Source organism: Gemmobacter sp. 24YEA27 (assembly GCF_030052995.1).
Lineage (GTDB): Bacteria > Pseudomonadota > Alphaproteobacteria > Rhodobacterales > Rhodobacteraceae > Pseudogemmobacter.
On record NZ_JASJPW010000001.1, the window covers coordinates 2864622 to 2880962 of the forward strand.

General features: G+C 63.1%; 12 protein-coding genes and 1 riboswitch. Of the genes, 8 read left to right on the plus strand and 4 right to left on the minus strand.

Going from position 1 to position 16341, the window contains the following annotated elements; translation table 11 throughout:
• Positions 1-73 precede the first annotated feature (73 nt).
• From QNO18_RS14295 to QNO18_RS14315, 5 genes are all read left to right on the plus strand, one after another.
• Entirely contained in the window at positions 74-1288 is a 1215-nt protein-coding gene (locus tag QNO18_RS14295) for a UbiH/UbiF family hydroxylase (RefSeq protein WP_283178209.1), read from the plus strand.
• A gap of 28 nt (positions 1289-1316) precedes the next feature.
• Positions 1317-1395, plus strand: a riboswitch (SAM riboswitch).
• Between the two features lie 57 nt (positions 1396-1452).
• Positions 1453-2631, plus strand: a complete 1179-nt coding sequence (gene metZ / locus QNO18_RS14300) for an O-succinylhomoserine sulfhydrylase (RefSeq protein ID WP_283178210.1) — start codon at positions 1453-1455, stop codon at positions 2629-2631.
• A gap of 203 nt (positions 2632-2834) precedes the next feature.
• Positions 2835-3926, plus strand: coding sequence for a GTP cyclohydrolase FolE2 (gene folE2 / locus QNO18_RS14305; RefSeq protein WP_283178211.1), 1092 nt, complete (start codon positions 2835-2837; stop codon positions 3924-3926).
• Between the two features lie 3 nt (positions 3927-3929).
• Positions 3930-4553 carry a DUF1287 domain-containing protein gene (locus tag QNO18_RS14310; protein ID WP_283178212.1) on the plus strand — a complete coding sequence of 208 codons (624 nt, stop codon included), beginning with the start codon at positions 3930-3932 and terminating at the stop codon, positions 4551-4553.
• A 57-nt stretch (positions 4554-4610) separates the two neighbouring features.
• Positions 4611-6059 carry a TrkH family potassium uptake protein gene (locus QNO18_RS14315; RefSeq protein ID WP_283178213.1) on the plus strand — a complete coding sequence of 483 codons (1449 nt, stop codon included), beginning with the start codon at positions 4611-4613 and terminating at the stop codon, positions 6057-6059.
• Positions 6060-6113: 54 nt separating this feature from the next.
• On the opposite strand, the gene QNO18_RS14320 is transcribed toward QNO18_RS14315, so the two are convergent.
• Positions 6114-7931, minus strand: a complete 1818-nt coding sequence (locus tag QNO18_RS14320; protein ID WP_283178214.1) for a serine protease — start codon at positions 7929-7931, stop codon at positions 6114-6116.
• Between the two features lie 496 nt (positions 7932-8427).
• Between QNO18_RS14320 and dnaG the strand changes: the two genes are divergently transcribed.
• Together dnaG and rpoD are read left to right on the plus strand one after the other, a co-directional pair.
• Complete coding sequence (gene dnaG, locus QNO18_RS14325) at positions 8428-10434, plus strand: DNA primase (RefSeq protein WP_283178215.1); 2007 nt, start codon at positions 8428-8430, stop codon at positions 10432-10434.
• A 90-nt stretch (positions 10435-10524) separates the two neighbouring features.
• On the plus strand, positions 10525-12534 hold the full coding sequence (rpoD, locus tag QNO18_RS14330) for an RNA polymerase sigma factor RpoD (RefSeq protein ID WP_283178216.1): 2010 nt from the start codon (positions 10525-10527) through the stop codon (positions 12532-12534).
• 42 nt (positions 12535-12576) lie between these two features.
• Here rpoD and QNO18_RS14335 read toward each other — a convergent pair whose 3' ends face one another.
• A complete protein-coding gene (locus QNO18_RS14335) occupies positions 12577-13692 on the minus strand; it encodes a GlxA family transcriptional regulator (protein ID WP_283178217.1) in 1116 nt (371 codons plus the stop codon).
• Between the two features lie 184 nt (positions 13693-13876).
• On the opposite strand from QNO18_RS14335, the gene QNO18_RS14340 reads away from it, so the two are divergent.
• On the plus strand, positions 13877-14575 hold the full coding sequence (locus QNO18_RS14340; RefSeq protein ID WP_283178218.1) for a glutathione S-transferase N-terminal domain-containing protein: 699 nt from the start codon (positions 13877-13879) through the stop codon (positions 14573-14575).
• A gap of 111 nt (positions 14576-14686) precedes the next feature.
• Here the strand turns inward: QNO18_RS14340 and QNO18_RS14345 are convergent, their stop codons facing one another.
• On the minus strand, positions 14687-15304 hold the full coding sequence (locus tag QNO18_RS14345; RefSeq protein WP_283178219.1) for an inner membrane-spanning protein YciB: 618 nt from the start codon (positions 15302-15304) through the stop codon (positions 14687-14689).
• Positions 15305-15337: 33 nt separating this feature from the next.
• The gene (locus tag QNO18_RS14350; RefSeq protein ID WP_283178220.1) at positions 15338-16288 is read right to left on the minus strand and encodes a hypothetical protein; all 951 of its coding nucleotides are present in this window, start codon (positions 16286-16288) and stop codon (positions 15338-15340) included.
• Positions 16289-16341 lie beyond the last annotated feature (53 nt).

Below are 16341 nucleotides of genomic sequence, written 5' to 3' on the forward strand. Positions count from 1 at the left end.
ACTGGCCCCTCGCGGGCCAAGGGCGTAGACTGGCAGCCGAAGCAGCCAGAAGGCCACAGGGGATGAAACCGGCATGAAACGCGCGGAAACCGGAATCCTGATCTCGGGCGGCGGTATTGCCGGGCTGACGGCGGCTGCAGCTTTTGGGTCGGCCGGGTTCGAGGTGATCTGCGTCGATCCCGCGCCGCCGCCACAATCCGAGGCGGCAAGTGATGCCGATCTGCGCAGTACCGCCTTTTTGCAGCCCTCGGTTTCAGTGCTGGAAGAGGCCGGGATCTGGCAGCATCTTGCCCCCCATGCGGCGGCGTTGCAGGTGATGCGGATCGTCGATGCCGGAAAGGCAGATGCGGGCGGGACGAATGCGACGGCCCGCATCATCCGCGATTTCGACGCCACCGAGATTTCCGACCAGCCCTTCGCCTGGAACCTGCCGAACTGGCTTTTGCGCCGCGAGATCGCCGCGCGGCTGGCCAAGCTCCCGAATGTGACCTTCCGCGCGGGGATTGGCACAAAAGGCCTGATGACCCGCGACAGTGAGGCGCTGGTCACGCTGAGCGACGGATCCCAGGTCGCGGCGCGGCTGTTGATCGCGGCGGACGGGCGGCATTCAGCGATGCGTGACGCGCTGAATATCCCGGTGAAAACCATTCGTTACGGGCAAAAGGCCCTGGTGTTTTCGGTCACCCATGACCTGCCGCATGACAATGTCTCGACCGAGGTGCATCGCTCGGGCGGGCCGTTCACGATGGTGCCGCTGCCCGATCGCGACGGGCGCCATGCGTCTTCGGTTGTCTGGATGGAACATGGGCCCGAGGCCACGCGGCTTGCCGCCCTGCCCGAGGCCGAGTTCGAGGCCGAAATGAATGCGCGCTCCTGTGGCATTCTGGGCGGGATGCAACTGGCGACAAGACGCCTTGTCTGGCCGATCATCAGCCAGGTGGCGCAGCGGCTTTCGGGACAGCGCAGCGTGTTGATGGCCGAAGCCGCGCATGTGGTGCCGCCCATTGGCGCGCAGGGGCTGAATATGTCGCTGAAAGATCTGAGGGTGCTGCTGGATCTTGTGAAAGGATCTGGCGGCGATCCGGGGGTGCAGAACGTCCTGGATGCCTATCACTGGGCGCGGCACCGCGATATCACGCTGCGGGTTGGCGGCATCGACATGCTCAACCGCGCCTCGATGGCCGGCGCGCCGGCCCTGCGCGCCCTGCGCAGCGGTATGCTCGGGATGCTCTATGCGCTGCCGCCGGTGCGGCAGGGTCTGATGCGCGCCGGGCTGGGTGTGTCGTGACGGTTGACCCTGGCCCAAGCGAGGCGTAAGCAAGGCGCGTGGCGATTTGTTGACCGGATTGCGGGCCACGTTAAATAAGCCGCTAAAGAGGTGACGGGACGTCTTCGCCCTGCCGCGCTTTCCGGTCATTGGATTAGCTTATGGCCCGGGAGCCTTGTGCTGCGATGACGAACTGGAAGACACGCACCAAACTTGTCCATGAAGGCAGCCGCCGCAGCCAGTACGGCGAGATGGCCGAGGCGATTTTCCTGACGCAGGGCTTCGCCTATCCCGATGCCGAAACCGCCGAGGCGCGGTTCATCAAATCGGGCGCCGATGAATTCATTTATGCGCGCTACGGCAACCCCACCACGCGGATGTTCGAAGAGCGCATCGCGGGGCTTGAGGGCACCGAGGATGCGTTTGCGACCGCCTCCGGCATGGCAGCGGTCAATGGCGCGCTGACCGCGCTGCTCAGGGCCGGGGATCATGTGGTCTCGGCCAAAGCGCTGTTCGGATCCTGTCTTTACATCCTTGAAGACGTGCTGACGCGTTACGGGGTGAAGGTCACTTTCGTCGACGGCACCGATCTGGCGGCCTGGGAGGCCGCCGTGACGCCGGAGACGAAGGCCGTCTTCTTCGAGAGCATGGCGAACCCGACACTTGATATCGTTGATGTCAAAGGGGTTGCCGAGATTGCGCATCGTCACGGCGCGCTGGTGATTTGCGACAATGTGTTCGCGACGCCGATTTTTTCGCGCGCCGTCGATCTGGGCGCCGATGTAGTGATCTATTCGACCACCAAACATATCGACGGCCAGGGCCGCGCGCTTGGCGGCGTGATCTGTGGGTCGGCCGACTATATCCAGAAGGTCGTGCAGCCCTATATGAAACACACCGGCGGCGCGATGAGCCCGTTCACCTCCTGGATCATGCTCAACGGTATGGCGACGCTGGATCTGCGCTGCCGGGCGATGGCGGCTTCGGCGCTGGAGATTGCGACCTTCCTGGAAGATCATGATAAGATTGAGAAAGTTCTGTTTCCAGGCCTGAAGTCACATCCGCAATATGATCTCGCGATGGCGCAGATGGGAACCGGCGGCACGATTGTGAGTTTTGTGGTCAAGGGCGGCAAAGAGGGCGCGTTCCGGCTGCAAAACGCGCTGGAAATCCCGAAGATCTCGAACAATCTCGGCGATGCGAAATCGATTACTACGCATCCCGCGACCACCACGCATCAGCGGCTTTCCGATGAGCAGAAAGTGAGCCTCGGGATCGCGCCGGGGATGATCCGGTACTCGGTCGGGCTGGAAGATGCGGGCGATCTGATCGCCGATCTTGATCAGGCGCTGGCACTGGTGTGAGCCACTGGCGGCGGGGGCCAGCCCCCCGCCCCTCCGAAGTATTTCGCTCAGGAGGAAGGCAGCAGCGTTTCGAGCTTGCTTTCGCGGCGCCAGTGCCTATCTCATAGGCGTCCCGGCGATTTATCATTCCGCTGGTTCATCCGGAAATTGACGGCCCGATGCCCCCGGGAAGGAGGCGCGGCCGGAACCGAAAGGATCTTCCCATGACACGCCATGACAGGATTACCGACCGCGCGCCCTCGCGCGAGGAGGCCGCGGCCGCGCTTTTGACTTTGCGTCGCTGGGCAGAGGAGGCGGGCGAAGAGGAGATCGCGGGGCTTGACCCTTCGATTGGCAATCTGCTGCCCGATCTGTCCTATCCCGCATTGCGCCGCGCCTATCCCGAGGATTTCGCGGTTGATCAGGCTTACCGCGCCACGCTTCCTGATCTGCAAAACGGGCCGGCGAGCCTGATCGTCGGCGCAAAGACGCAGATCCAGCATGTGGGGATCTCGAATTTCCGCCTGCCGATCCGGTTCCGGACACGCGCGGCCGGAGAGGTGATGCTGGAGACCAGCGTGACCGGCACGGTAAGCCTGGAGGCGGAGAAAAAGGGCATCAATATGAGCCGCATCATGCGGTCATTTTACGCCCATGCGGAAGAGCAGTTCAGTTTCGAGGTGATCGAAGCGGCGCTGGAGGATTACCGCCGCGATCTCGACAGTTTCGATGCGCGGATCCAGATGCGGTTCTCTTTCCCGGTGAAGGTGGAGAGCCTGCGATCGGGGCTGTCGGGCTGGCAATATTACGATTTCGCACTGGAACTGGTTGATCTGAATGGGGAACGCATCAAGATCATGCATCTTGATTATGTCTATTCCTCGACCTGCCCCTGTTCGCTGGAATTGTCAGAACATGCGCGGCGCACGCGCGGCCAGCTCGCAACGCCGCATTCGCAACGCTCGGTCGCGCGGCTGTCTGTTGTGGTGAAGACCGGCGAGATGCTCTGGTTCGAGGATCTGATCGATCTGGCGCGAAAGGCGGTTGTGACCGAGACCCAAGTGATGGTGAAACGCGAGGATGAGCAGGCCTTTGCCGAGCTGAACGGCGCCAATCCGATCTTTGTCGAGGATGCGGCGCGGTCTTTTTACGAGGTTTTGCGCGCGGATCCGGCGATCGGTGACTTTCGCGTGATGGCGAGCCATCAGGAAAGCCTGCATTCCCATGATGCGGTATCCTTGCTGACCGAGGGGCCGACATTCGCGGCCACCAGCCTGGATCCGCGCCTGTTCCAGTCACTGTTCCATGTGGGGTAGAAGATGATCCGCCGTTCTGTCCTGAGCCTGCTGGCAGTGCCTTTCGTCATGCCGGCGGTTCTCAGGGCGGAGGGCGCAACGGCCGGCCAGAAGATCGCGCAGGCGGCCGAGGCACAGGAAGGCGTCGTGCGGATATATGATCCGGCCTATGTCGCGCTGGATTTTCCCGGCGGTGATGTGGCGCCGGATCGCGGGGTCTGCACCGATGTTCTGGTCCGGGCGCTGCGGGTGGCCGAGAGCATTGACCTGCAAGTCGCGATCAACCGCGATATGAAGGCGGATTTCGCGGCCTATCCGAAAAACTGGGGCCTGACGCGGACCGACCGCAATATCGACCATCGCCGGGTGCCCAATCTCAGGCGCCTTTTCGAGCGGGTGGGCGCAGAGCTGCCGATCAGCGAAACCGCTGCCGACCATTTGCCAGGTGATGTGGTGACCTGCCTCATTCCCGGCGATCTGGCGCATCTGATGGTGGTGGGGACCGGCCTCGCCGGACCGCGCCCGCTGATCATCCATAATATCGGTGCCGGCACCAGGGTCGAGGACCGGCTTTTGGAGTTTCGTATGACCGGGCGCTACCGGCTGACGCCTCCTGTGCTGGAAAAGCTGCGCCGGCTGAGTGCCTGAGGCCCTGACGTCAGCGGGGGTTTGACGGGGGCGCCGCGCGGGCCTAAGCCTTGCCCCATGATCGACCTCAGACCCGTGGCCTATGTGATCGGACGGATTCTGATCGTCCTCGCCATTCTGATGGTCGCGCCTGCGATTCTCGACTGGCGGTCGGGCGATCCGAATGCGCGTGCCTTTTTGCGGTCTGCTCTGATCACCGGTTTTGCCGGCGTGAGCCTTGCCCTGTCGACGGCGAACAGCCAGACAGCGGCGCTCGGGGTGCGGCAGGCCTGGCTTCTGACCTCGGCGATCTGGTTCATTCTGCCCTTGTTCGCGGGCCTGCCCTATGTGCTGGGAGAGCCTGGTCTGAGCTATCTGCATGCCTGGTTCGAAGCGGTCTCGGGCCTCACAACCACCGGGGCTACTGTGATCACCGGCCTCGATCATCTGCCGATGGGGATGAACCTCTGGCGCGGCATGACGACCTGGATCGGCGGGCTCGGGATCGCCATTATCGCGATGATCTTCCTGCCGCTGATGCGGGTCGGCGGCATGCAGTTCTTCCGCACCGAGGGTTTCGACACCTTTGGCAAGGCCCTGCCCCGCGCCACTGATATCGCGCGCCAGCTGATGCTGATCTATGCCGCGCTGACCCTGACCTGCATGGTCTCATATCTCATGATCGGGATGCCGGCGCTTGGCGCGGTGGTGCATGGCATGACCACGGTCGCGACCGGAGGCTTTTCGCCTTATGATCATTCTTTCAACAACTTCCAGGGCGCCGGCGAATATATCGCGGTGTTTTTCATGCTGGCGGGTAGCCTGCCTTTCATCCGCTATGTGCAGATGGTGAATGGCCAGCCCTTCGCGCTCTGGCATGATCCGCAGGTCCGGGCCTATCTGCGCTGGCTGCTGAGCGCAGTGATGATCGTCGCGGTCTGGCGGATCCTTACCGCTGATATGGAGATCGAGCCGGCCTTCCGCGAAAGCCTGTTCAACCTGACCTCGATCATGTCCTCGACCGGGTTCTTTTCGGGAAGTTTCCCGTCCTGGGACGGGCTGATGCTGGTGGTCGCGCTGATCATCGGCATCGTCGGCGCCTGTGCCGGATCGACGGCTTCGGGGCTCTCGGTGTTCCGGGTGCAGATCGCTTTTTCGGTGCTTCGCGCCCAGGTGCGGCGGATTGCATGGCCGAACTCGGTCGAAGCGGTCAAATATGACGGGCGCACGGTCGAAGATGATCTGATCCAGGCGCTGATCATGTTCATCTCAAGCTATATCCTGATCCTCGGCCTGTTCAGTGTCGTGCTGACCCTGGTGGGGGTGGATCTGGAATCGGCGATGTTCGCGATCTGGACGACGCTTGGCAATGTCGGTTACGGCTTTGGCCCGCTGGTCGAGCGCACCGGCACATTCGTGGAATTCCCCGATGCGGCGATTGCGGTGATGGGGCTTGCGATGATCCTCGGCCGGCTCGGGCTGCTTGCGGTGCTCGTGCTGCTTTTGCCGGCATTCTGGCGGGCCTGAGGCGGGCCAAAGGGTAACCCAAAGCCCCCCCGCCCGCCTGGCCACCAGCTCAGATCAGGGCTGGTCCCAGCACGAGACCAGCACCGTCATCCCGCGTGCTTCGCGGGTCAGGCTCTCGGGCGGCAGGGCAACCGTGCTCGCGCGCTCCAGCGGCGTGATACCGGCCTGGGCCAGCACGCCGGCCACCCGCGCTGCATCGGCGGCAAAGGCAACATCGGCGGGCAGATCGCGTGTGCTGTCGCGCAATTCGGGCAGCAACATGCCAAGCACCGCCCCCGATCCGTCGATCACCGCACCACCTGCATCGCCCGGCCGGGTCGCGACCGTCAGACGCAATATACCCGCCGCACCGTCCAGCCCCTGGGCCTCCTCAAAGGCGCCATGGGTCAGAACCGGCGCCGGCAGCCGCCCCTCATAGGGATAGCCTGCGACCACGACGCCCGCACCCGGCCTCGCGTCACTGCTGAATTCCGCCACCGCAGGCGGTGCCAGCGCCGTCACCGGCTGCAGAACCGCAAGCCCCGACGTCGCATCCTCCACCACCAGCTTCGCCTCGACCGCATGGTCAAGCGTGATGCGGCTGCAGGTTTTCACCGCGTCAACCGTGGTCAGCACCGCCCCCGCTTTCGAGACATAAAAGCCCGAACGGTTGCGGATCGGCTGTTGCACCTCAAGCCCGGCGACAAGGCCGCGCCGCGCCGCCTCATCCAGCGGCACGAGGCCCGGATCAAGTGCCGTGTCGCCAACCGCGCGGAAGCTCGCGTCCAGCACTTCGAACACCCGCGCATCGCGGGCTGCGTTTTGCGGTTTGCCGAACGCCATCCAGCCCTTGATCAGCCCGCCCGAAAGCCTGGCCCAGGCGCGGCCCTCCTGGCCGCTGCCGTGCCCCGACAGCCGGATCTCGGTATCGCTGCGCTCACGCGCGCCGCCCGCAGGCATGGCTGTCAGCGAACTGATAACCTCGTAAAGCCCGCCAAGACTGCTGGCATCCCCCGGCTGCGAGATCAGCACAATCGACAGGCCCGAGCCGTTTTTCTCGCGGAAATGTACGAAAGGCGGCTCGTAACGGTCGAATTCCACCAATGCCAGCGGCAGGGTCGCGTCAATGCCGCTTTCCTGTTCCTCGACAAGGGCAAAGCCGAAAGCCGCAACTTCGCCCTGATGCGCCCCGACCAGGGCCGCGCGCTGTGCCGTGGTCAGAATGCCGCTTGCCTCATGCCCGCTGGCCGCCTGCCAGGCCGCCATCGAGTTGCGGGTGCCCGGCCCGAACGCGCCGTCGATGCCACCATTGTAAAACCCGAACCATTGCAGCGCGACCTGCAATTCCTTGCGTTGATCCAGGTCAAGCACCGCCTCAGAGGCACGGGCCTCTGCCGGCGTCTCTTCGATAACCGCAGGCTCCGCCACCTGCCCGGCGATCACCGCCGGCTCGGGAGCCGGCTCAGCAGCCGGATCGGGCAGAGCCTCAACGGCGACCTCGGGCTGCAGGACCCTCTCCGGGACAGAACCCTCCGGTGGCCAGAATTGCGCCCTGAACTCTGCGCCATCGGTGATATAGCTGTCAGCCGGGATCCGCGCGCCCGATTTCAGCGCCGAAAGCACCGAGCCCACCTCGGCCCCGTCATAGGGGCCAAGCACCACGCCATACCATCCCGATGGCAGGCCAAATCCCCAGACATTTCCGAATTCCGCGCCGAAAGCCGCCGCGCGTTCATTGGCCCGCGCAAGACCCGGCAGCGCCTCGACCTGGATCCAGCGCCGCTCCTGCGCCGCAGAGGGCGCAGCAAATGGCACTGACAGCACCATTGCGGCTGTCGCGGCAGTGATCACCCTGAAGGGCGCAACCAGAGATTTAAAACGGGAAATGATCATACGGTCTCGCTGCTTCCGGCTGGCCGGGGGCGAGGCCACCCGGACATCACATCGTTCTTCACATCTGCGTAACCAATACCCGGCCCACGCCCGAGAACAAGGGCCAGAGGCATGTGAGCGGCCCTGCTCCCCAGCTTGTGACCGGCCTTTCAGCGCTGTGCTGCCATGGGTGCAAACTGCCGTGGGAACGCGCGCGGGCAGATCAGCCTGAGATCCCGGGGACCGGGACCGTTGCGGCACAAGACCCGGCCCGCGTCTTTTCCGGCGCGTCTTTCGATCCCTCGCGCATGAATGTGGTTACGGCAAGGGCTCCTGCATTCCTCGTTCTCAGCCCTTGCCACCGGGACCTGCCGACCCTGTGGTTCCCCGGTAGCGCGCGCATTTTAGCGCCACCTTCCCGAGGGAAGCTCTGTTCAGGTTAGCGAAACCTTACCGGCCCGGTCGTCGCTCAGGTTTGGGCTGGCATCCGGGCGCGGCTCGCCCCATATTTGGCACCATGAGCCTGCCCCCCGGTTTCCTTGATGAATTGCGCAACCGCGTCTCGCTTTCCGCCGTGGTCGGCCGGAAGGTCACCTGGGATATGCGCAAATCCAATATGGCCAAAGGCGACTGGTGGTCGCCCTGCCCCTTCCATCAGGAAAAATCCGCAAGCTTCCATGTCGATGATCGCAAAGGGTTTTATTACTGCTTTGGTTGCCATGCGAAGGGCGACGCGCTGACCTTTATCAAGGAAAGCGAGAATCTCGGTTTCATGGAGGCGGTGGCAGTGCTGGCCTCTGAGGCCGGCATGCAGATGCCCGAGCGCGACCCGCGCGCGGCCGAAAAGGCCGACCGGCGCACGCAGCTGATCGAGGTGATGGAAGAGGCGGTGAAATGGTTCCGCCTGCAGCTGAAGACCCAGGCCGCCTCTGACGCCCGCGCCTATCTGGCGAAACGCGGGCTTTCCGAACCTGCCCAGGACCGCTGGGAGATCGGCTTCGCCCCCGATGGCTGGTCGGGGCTGTACCAGGCGATGACCGGCCGGGGCATCGCGAAAGAGCTGCTGGTCGATGCCGGGCTCTGTGCGACCTCGGCCAAAGGAAAAGAGCCCTATGACCGGTTCCGCAATCGCATCATCTTTCCGATCCGCGACGGGCGTGGCCGTGCAATCAGCCTTGGCGGGCGGGCGATGGACCCGAATGATCAGGCGAAATACCTCAACGGCCCCGAGACCGAGCTGTTCGACAAGGGTCGCAGCCTCTTTAACCATGGACCGGCGCGCGAGGCCGCCGGCAAGGGCCAGCGCCTGATCGTGGCCGAAGGCTATATGGACGTGATCGCGCTCTCCGAGGCCGGGTTCCAGGCGGCGGTGGCGCCTCTGGGCACGGCGGTCACGGAAGACCAGCTGCGGCTTTTGTGGCGGATCTCGGATGAGCCGGTGATTGCGCTGGATGGCGACAAGGCGGGGATCCGGGCGGCTTTGCGGGTGATCGACCTTGCTCTGCCGCTGCTGGAGGCGGGCAAAGGGCTCAGATTTGCGGTGATGCCGGACGGCCTCGACCCGGACGATCTGATCCGGGCGCGTGGTGCACCTGCGCTGCAGGAGGTGCTGGACGCTGCCCAGCCGATGGTGCGGCTGTTGTGGAACCGCGAAACCGAGGGTCAGGTTTTCGACAGCCCCGAGCGCAAAGCGGCGCTGGACAAAAACCTGCGCGCGGCGCTGAAACGCATCCAGGACCCCTCGATCCGCAGCCATTACGGCGAGGATATCAAGGAACTTCGCTGGGAACTGTTCCGCCAGGGCCGCCGTCCGGCGGCGCGCAACCCGGGCCGGCCCTGGCAACCAGGCCCGCGCGGCCAGATGCGCGGTGGCAAATTCGTGCCGCCCGCGCTGCCTGCAACTGATGCGGCAAAAAACTCGGCGCTGGCGGGTACCGAGGCGGATCTGCTTTATCCCAGCCGGGTCTCGGACGGGATCCGCGAAGCGGTTGCTTTGGCGATTCTGATGCGTTTTCCGGGCCTTGTCGCGCGGTTTGAAAGCGATCTGGAACGGCTGGAGATGAGCAACGAGGCGCATTTCCGGCTGCGCAACCTGATCCTGACGCATTTCCACGCCCCCGATTGCCGCGCGCTGATCGAGACCGACAGCCCCGGCCTTCTTGACGAGCTGACCCGCAGTAACCATGTGCGTTCCAACCCCGGTTTGCAGCCAAAGGCAGATGAAGACTTCGCGGCTGCCTGTGTCGAAGAAGCGCTGGCGCGGCTCCAGGCCGATCGCGGTCACCGGGTTGAACTTGCCGAAGCGGTCGAGGACCTCTCTGGCCTCGTGGATGAGGGTCTGACCTGGCGGCTGTCAAAGGCGGCAGAGGCCAAAGTCAGCGCCAGCCGGGGGCCACAGGACCAGAAAACCGAATCGGTTATTGCGCCAAATGGCGTCGAACTGGACCGCGAGGAACTCGACAGACGCCAGAAATTGTTCGATTCGATTGATTTCAGTGCCGGTGGCAAGGCCAGACCGGGCTGACATGTATGATTCGCCCTTTCCCCCGCTGTGATTCGCGTTATTGATTCGACTAAAAGAAGCGCGATTCGCACCATCCCCACAGGAGCATCCATGGCCCTCAAGGAAAATGACGACGTTAAGCAGGATGGCGACGAGACTGACATCTCGCTCGACATGTCGCAGGCTGCCGTCAAGAAAATGATCGCCGACGCTCGTGAGCGCGGCTATATCACGATGGAGCAGCTCAACGCCGTCATGCCGCCCGATCAGGTCTCCGGGGACCAGATCGAAGACGTGATGTCGATGCTCTCGGAAATGGGCATCAATGTCGTTGAAGATGACGAGGCCGAGGAAGCCGAGGACGGCGGCACCGGCTCTGAGCTGATCGATCCGGGCGCAGCCCCCGGCTCGCGCGAAGTGGCCCTTGCGGGCCCTGCCGCCGAGACGCTGGACCGCACCGATGACCCCGTGCGGATGTATCTGCGCGAAATGGGCTCGGTCGAGCTTTTGTCGCGCGAAGGCGAGATTGCCATCGCGAAACGGATCGAGGCCGGTCGCAACACGATGATTGCCGGGCTGTGTGAAAGCCCGCTGACCTTCCAGGCGATCACCATCTGGCGCGACGAACTTCTGTCCGAAGAGATCCTCCTGCGCGACGTGATCGACCTCGAGGCGACCTTCGGGCGCAATCTCGATGGCGACGAAGAGCTTGAAGGCCCGCCGCTTGACGAAATGGGCGTGGTCTCGGCCGATGCCGCGCCGCGCCGCGCGTCGAACGAGCCCGAGCTGGATGCCGACGGCAATCCGATCTCGCGCGAAGACGTCGATGACGAGGATGACGACGGCTCGAACATGTCGCTGGCCGCGATGGAGGCGACGCTGCGCCCCAAAGTGCTTGAGATCCTCGAGCAGATCGCGGCCAATTACGCGCAGCTTTCCGAGATGCAGGAACAGCGGATGGCGGCGACGATGTCGTCCTCGACCCGCTTTACCACCACCGAGGAAGGCGCTTATCAGAAGCTGCGCGGCGAGATGGTGTTGCTCGTGAACGAGCTGCATCTGAACAACAGCCGGATCGAAGCGCTGATCGACCAGCTTTACGGCATCAACAAGCGCATCATGTCGATCAATTCCGGCATGGTGAAGCTGGCGGATGCCGCACGGATCAACCGCCAGGAATTCATCGCGGAATACCAGGGCTTTGAGCTCGATCCGTCCTGGGTCAGACGCATGGCCGAGAAAGCCGGCCGTGGCTGGCAGACCCTGATCGAGAAGAGCCTCGAAAAGGTCGAAGAGCTGCGCGCTGACATGGCCCAGGTCGGCCAGTATATCGGCGTCGATATCGGCGAATTCCGCCGCATCGTGAACCAGGTCCAGAAGGGCGAGAAAGAGGCCCGCCAGGCCAAGAAGGAAATGGTCGAGGCCAACCTGCGTCTGGTGATCTCGATTGCCAAGAAATACACTAACCGCGGCCTGCAATTCCTGGATCTTATCCAGGAAGGTAACATCGGTCTGATGAAGGCGGTCGATAAGTTCGAATATCGCCGCGGCTACAAATTCTCGACCTATGCGACCTGGTGGATCCGCCAGGCGATCACCCGGTCTATCGCTGACCAGGCCCGCACGATCCGTATCCCGGTCCATATGATCGAGACGATCAACAAGCTGGTCCGCACCGGCCGCCAGATGCTGCACGAAATCGGCCGCGAGCCGACGCCGGAAGAGCTGGCCGAAAAGCTGCAGATGCCGCTTGAGAAGGTCCGCAAGGTGATGAAGATCGCCAAGGAGCCGATCTCGCTTGAGACGCCGATCGGCGACGAGGAAGACAGCCAGCTTGGCGATTTCATCGAGGACAAAAACGCGGTCCTGCCACTCGATTCGGCAATTCAGGAGAACCTGAAAGAGACCACGACAAGGGTGCTGGCCTCGCTGACCCCGCGCGAGGAACGTGTGCTGCGGATGCGCTTCGGCATCGGCATGAACACCGACCACACGCTGGAAGAGGTCGGCCAGCAATTCTCGGTGACCCGCGAACGGATCCGGCAGATCGAAGCCAAGGCGCTGAGAAAGCTGAAACATCCGAGCCGCTCGCGGAAACTCCGCAGCTTCCTCGACCAATAAGAAAAGGCGCCCCGAGGGGCGCCTTTTTTCATATGGCGGCGGTCAGATCGACAGCCGGACCGGCATCGCGCCGGGCATACCGCTCTGAGTGCCACGTTCGCGGTAAGGCGTGGTGTTGTAATGCGCCCGGTAGCATTTCGAGAAATGCGAAGGGCTGGCAAAACCGCAGGCCAATGCCACATTGATCACCGACATATCGGTCTGCATCAGCAGGTTGCGCGCTTTAGACAGCCGCAGCTCCATATAATAGCGCTTGGGACTGCGGTTGAGGTAACGGCGGAACAGGCGCTCAAGCTGCCTCGTGGACATCCCCACGCGCTCGGCCAGATCGGCGGGCGAGAGCGGATCTTCGATGCTGCCCTCCATCATCTGGATCACGAGGCTCAGCTTCGGATGCCTGACCCCGATCCGGGTCGGGATCGACAGGCGCTGCGTATCCTGATCGGTGCGGATCGTCGAGTAGATCAGCTGGTCGGCGACGGTATTGGCCAGCGTCTCGCCATGATCTGCCGCAATCACCTTCAGCATCAGATCAAGCGACGAGGTCCCCCCCGCTGTCGACCAGCGATTGCCATCCATCACAAAGACCGACTTCGTCAGCCGCACCTCATCGAAATCCTCAAGAAAACCGTCCTGGTTTTCCCAATGGATCGTGGCCTTCTTGCCGTCCAGCAGACCCGCCTTCGCCAGCGCCCAGGCGCCGGTGCAAAGCCCGCCGATCGTCACCCCCCGCCGCGCCTCGCGCCGGAGCCAGGACAGCACGGCTTTAGACGTCGCCTTCTGCACGTCCAGACCGCCACAGACCAGGATCACATCTTCGCGGTCGATCTCTTCAAGGCCGATATCCAGCCGGAAGGCGGTATCATTGGAACAGGTGGCCGATGCGCCGCCCTCTCCCGCCAAAACCCAGGAATAGATCCTGCGCCCGGCAACCCGGTTTGCGATGCGCAAAGGCTCGATGGCCGAAGCAAAGGCCAGCAGCGTGAACCTGTCCAGCAGCAGGAACACGAATCTCCGGTTGCCACCACTGCGCCCGGCCGCGTTTCCGGCACCAACACCGGCACCGGCACCGGCACCACCGAAAGCACTGTCAGCCGCACCGCCAGTGGCAGGCTTTGCTGCTCCTGACTGTTGCACCTTGCTCTCGGGGCTGGGCATCTGCGCTGACCTTTTCTCAATACGACAGATTCATGTCGTTAATCGCGATGGAAGCAGTAATTTTACACTTGTGCAAGAGCGCAGAATTGCATTTGCCCGCCCGCCCGTCGGACCCGCCTCGCTTGCATCCCTGCCGGCTCTCGCGCAAAGTCGCAGCTGTTCAGAACCGATGCAGGAAATGCCGATGTCCGCCCCGATCAGCCTCTATTTCTGGCCCACGCCCAATGGCCATAAGATCGCCATCGCGCTTGAGGAACTCGGCCTGCCCTATGAGGTGAAGCTGATCGATATCGGCAAGGGTGAACAGTTCGCGCCGGACTTCCTGGCGATTGCGCCGAACAACCGTATCCCGGCCATTGTCGATCCCGACGGCCCTGACGGCGCGCCGGTCTCCGTCTTCGAATCCGGTGCCATCCTGCAATATCTCGCCCGCAAAACCGGCAAGCTCTGCGGCAGCTCCGAACGCGAGAGGATCCAGGTCGAGGAATGGCTGATGTGGCAGATGGGCGGCGTTGGCCCGATGGCAGGCCAGGCCAATCATTTCCTGCGCTATGCCCCGGAAATGGATCCGCCCCAGGTGCTGCCCTATGCCCAGGACCGCTATCGCCGCGAGGTCGGGCGTCTTTACGGCGTGCTTGACCGCCGCCTCGCTGACCGCGCTTTCGTCGCCGGTGACAGCCTCTCCATCGCCGATATCGCGATCTGGCCCTGGGCGCGCGCCTGGGAGAAACAGCAGCAGCAAATCGGCGACAAACCGCATTTCAAAGCCTGGCTTGACCGCCTCGCGGCGCGTCCGGCCTTTGCCAAAGGCATCGCGCTTGCCGCTGATGCAAGGCCCGCCACCCTCGACAAGACCGCCATCGAAAACCTCTACAAACGCTGATGTAAAAAGGCCCGGGATCCATATCCCCGGGCCTCCTTTCATCTGTCCATAAATATCCCGGGGGGAATGCCCTTCACGGGCATCGGGGGGCTGGCCCCCCGCTCGCCGCTTTCAGCCCTCGCCGCGTTTTTCATCCTCGGGCTCAATCACATAGCGCCCCAGCATGGTGATCTGCACCATCAGGAACACGAAAAGCGCCGCCGGAAAGGCAAAGGTCTCCAGCGTCACCCAGGCCGCCTCCGACATATTTCGCCAGATCAGCTCATTCGCCACCGCCAGCAGCAGAAACACCAGCGCAAGCCGCCGCGTCAGGATCATCCAGCCCTCATGCTGCATCGGCAGCGCCGAGCCGAGCACCCATTCCAGCCAGCTCTGCCGGCGCAAAAGCCCGATCCCCAGCAGTGCAGCGAATGTCCCATAGACGAGCGTCGTCTTCATCTTGAAGAAGCTCGCATCGTTGAACCAGGCCGTCAGCCCGCCAAAGAAGATCACCACCAGCCCGGTAAAGACCTGCATCCGCGACAATTGCCCGGTCAGCAGCCAGAGCACCGCAATCGAGGCCAGCAGGATCGGCACAAACACCACCGCCGCCACGATGAACCCGGAATATTCCGTGCCGCCGATCAGATATGTCTCATCCTTGATCCACATATAGATCCCGAAAAAGAGCACCGTCGGCCCCAGCTCCAGCACCTGTTTCAGCACAGGATTGATCGCTTTTTCTGCCATAGTCGCCTTCCACCTGCCGCGTCCGGCAACCGCTCAGCTGCGGTCACCCCGGCGCCAGTCGATATCAAACCGCGTGCCATCGAACAATGGCGCGAGCTCTTTCATCGTCTGCGGCAGTCCCGTCAGCGCAAAACGCGCGAACCGCGCCGCACCAAAACCGCTGGCAGAGCGGAACTTCACCACCAGCTTGCCGCGCGGACCAGGCAGATCCGACAACAGCGCGGCCAGAGCGGCCCGGGACGGCGCCGGAAAGGCCGCATCCGGCAGCTGATTGATCGCTGTGCGCAATTCCAGCTTTTTCTCAGCCACCAGCGCCGCGAAATCGGCCTCGCTGTGAACATCGCCATTGTCGGGTATATTGCTGACAAGAAGCGGCAGCATGACCTGCTCGAACAGACCGAAGCTCTTCACCTCAAGATCGAGCTCCGTCAGCGCCGCACTCATAACCGCCATCTGCGCGGTGCCGGGCGTCGAGAGATCAACATTCTTCAGCCGCGCCCCGAACCGGATGCGCGACGCCTCCCCAAAGGTCAGATCAAACCGGCTTATCTTCGCTTCTTTCTTCGACTTGTCCCAAGCCGCGGTCAGATCAAGCGTCATCGCACCGACCCGCGCCTGCGCGCCGAGCAGGTAATCTGTCCGCGCATCCCCCAGCTTACTGGCAAAGCGCATCCCAGCAGCCTCGACCACAAGATCGGCAGAAGGCATCTCGCCCTTGCGGTCCCAGGCAAGAAGGCTGCCAGAAATGATCACGCTATCGGCATAAAAATTCGGCGCATTTCGCCGATCGCCCCGGATCACAACCTCTTCAAAGGCGCAGCCACCATTCGTCCTGCTCTTTGAACCGGCGCTGAGCGTCAGCCCGCTGTTTTGCAATGCAAGCTGGAAATCCGCCAGTGCCGCGGCACACTCATCGCCCGGGATTTCCTTCCCCTGCGCCTGCCCCGGCAGTTCCGCAAGCCCAAGCCAAAGTCCGATAAGCACAGGAAGCAGATATGAAGCGCTCAGTCGAGATCGGCGAAGCGCGGTCGCATCAG

Coding starts and splice junctions, on each gene's coding strand:
- QNO18_RS14295 (WP_283178209.1), top strand. CDS start 74: ATGAAACGCGCGGAAACCGGAATCCTGATCTCGGGCGGCGGTATTGCC.
- metZ (WP_283178210.1), top strand. CDS start 1,453: ATGACGAACTGGAAGACACGCACCAAACTTGTCCATGAAGGCAGCCGC.
- folE2 (WP_283178211.1), top strand. CDS start 2,835: ATGACACGCCATGACAGGATTACCGACCGCGCGCCCTCGCGCGAGGAG.
- QNO18_RS14310 (WP_283178212.1), top strand. CDS start 3,930: ATGATCCGCCGTTCTGTCCTGAGCCTGCTGGCAGTGCCTTTCGTCATG.
- QNO18_RS14315 (WP_283178213.1), top strand. CDS start 4,611: ATGATCGACCTCAGACCCGTGGCCTATGTGATCGGACGGATTCTGATC.
- QNO18_RS14320 (WP_283178214.1), bottom strand. CDS start 7,931: ATGATCATTTCCCGTTTTAAATCTCTGGTTGCGCCCTTCAGGGTGATC.
- dnaG (WP_283178215.1), top strand. CDS start 8,428: ATGAGCCTGCCCCCCGGTTTCCTTGATGAATTGCGCAACCGCGTCTCG.
- rpoD (WP_283178216.1), top strand. CDS start 10,525: ATGGCCCTCAAGGAAAATGACGACGTTAAGCAGGATGGCGACGAGACT.
- QNO18_RS14335 (WP_283178217.1), bottom strand. CDS start 13,692: ATGCCCAGCCCCGAGAGCAAGGTGCAACAGTCAGGAGCAGCAAAGCCT.
- QNO18_RS14340 (WP_283178218.1), top strand. CDS start 13,877: ATGTCCGCCCCGATCAGCCTCTATTTCTGGCCCACGCCCAATGGCCAT.
- QNO18_RS14345 (WP_283178219.1), bottom strand. CDS start 15,304: ATGGCAGAAAAAGCGATCAATCCTGTGCTGAAACAGGTGCTGGAGCTG.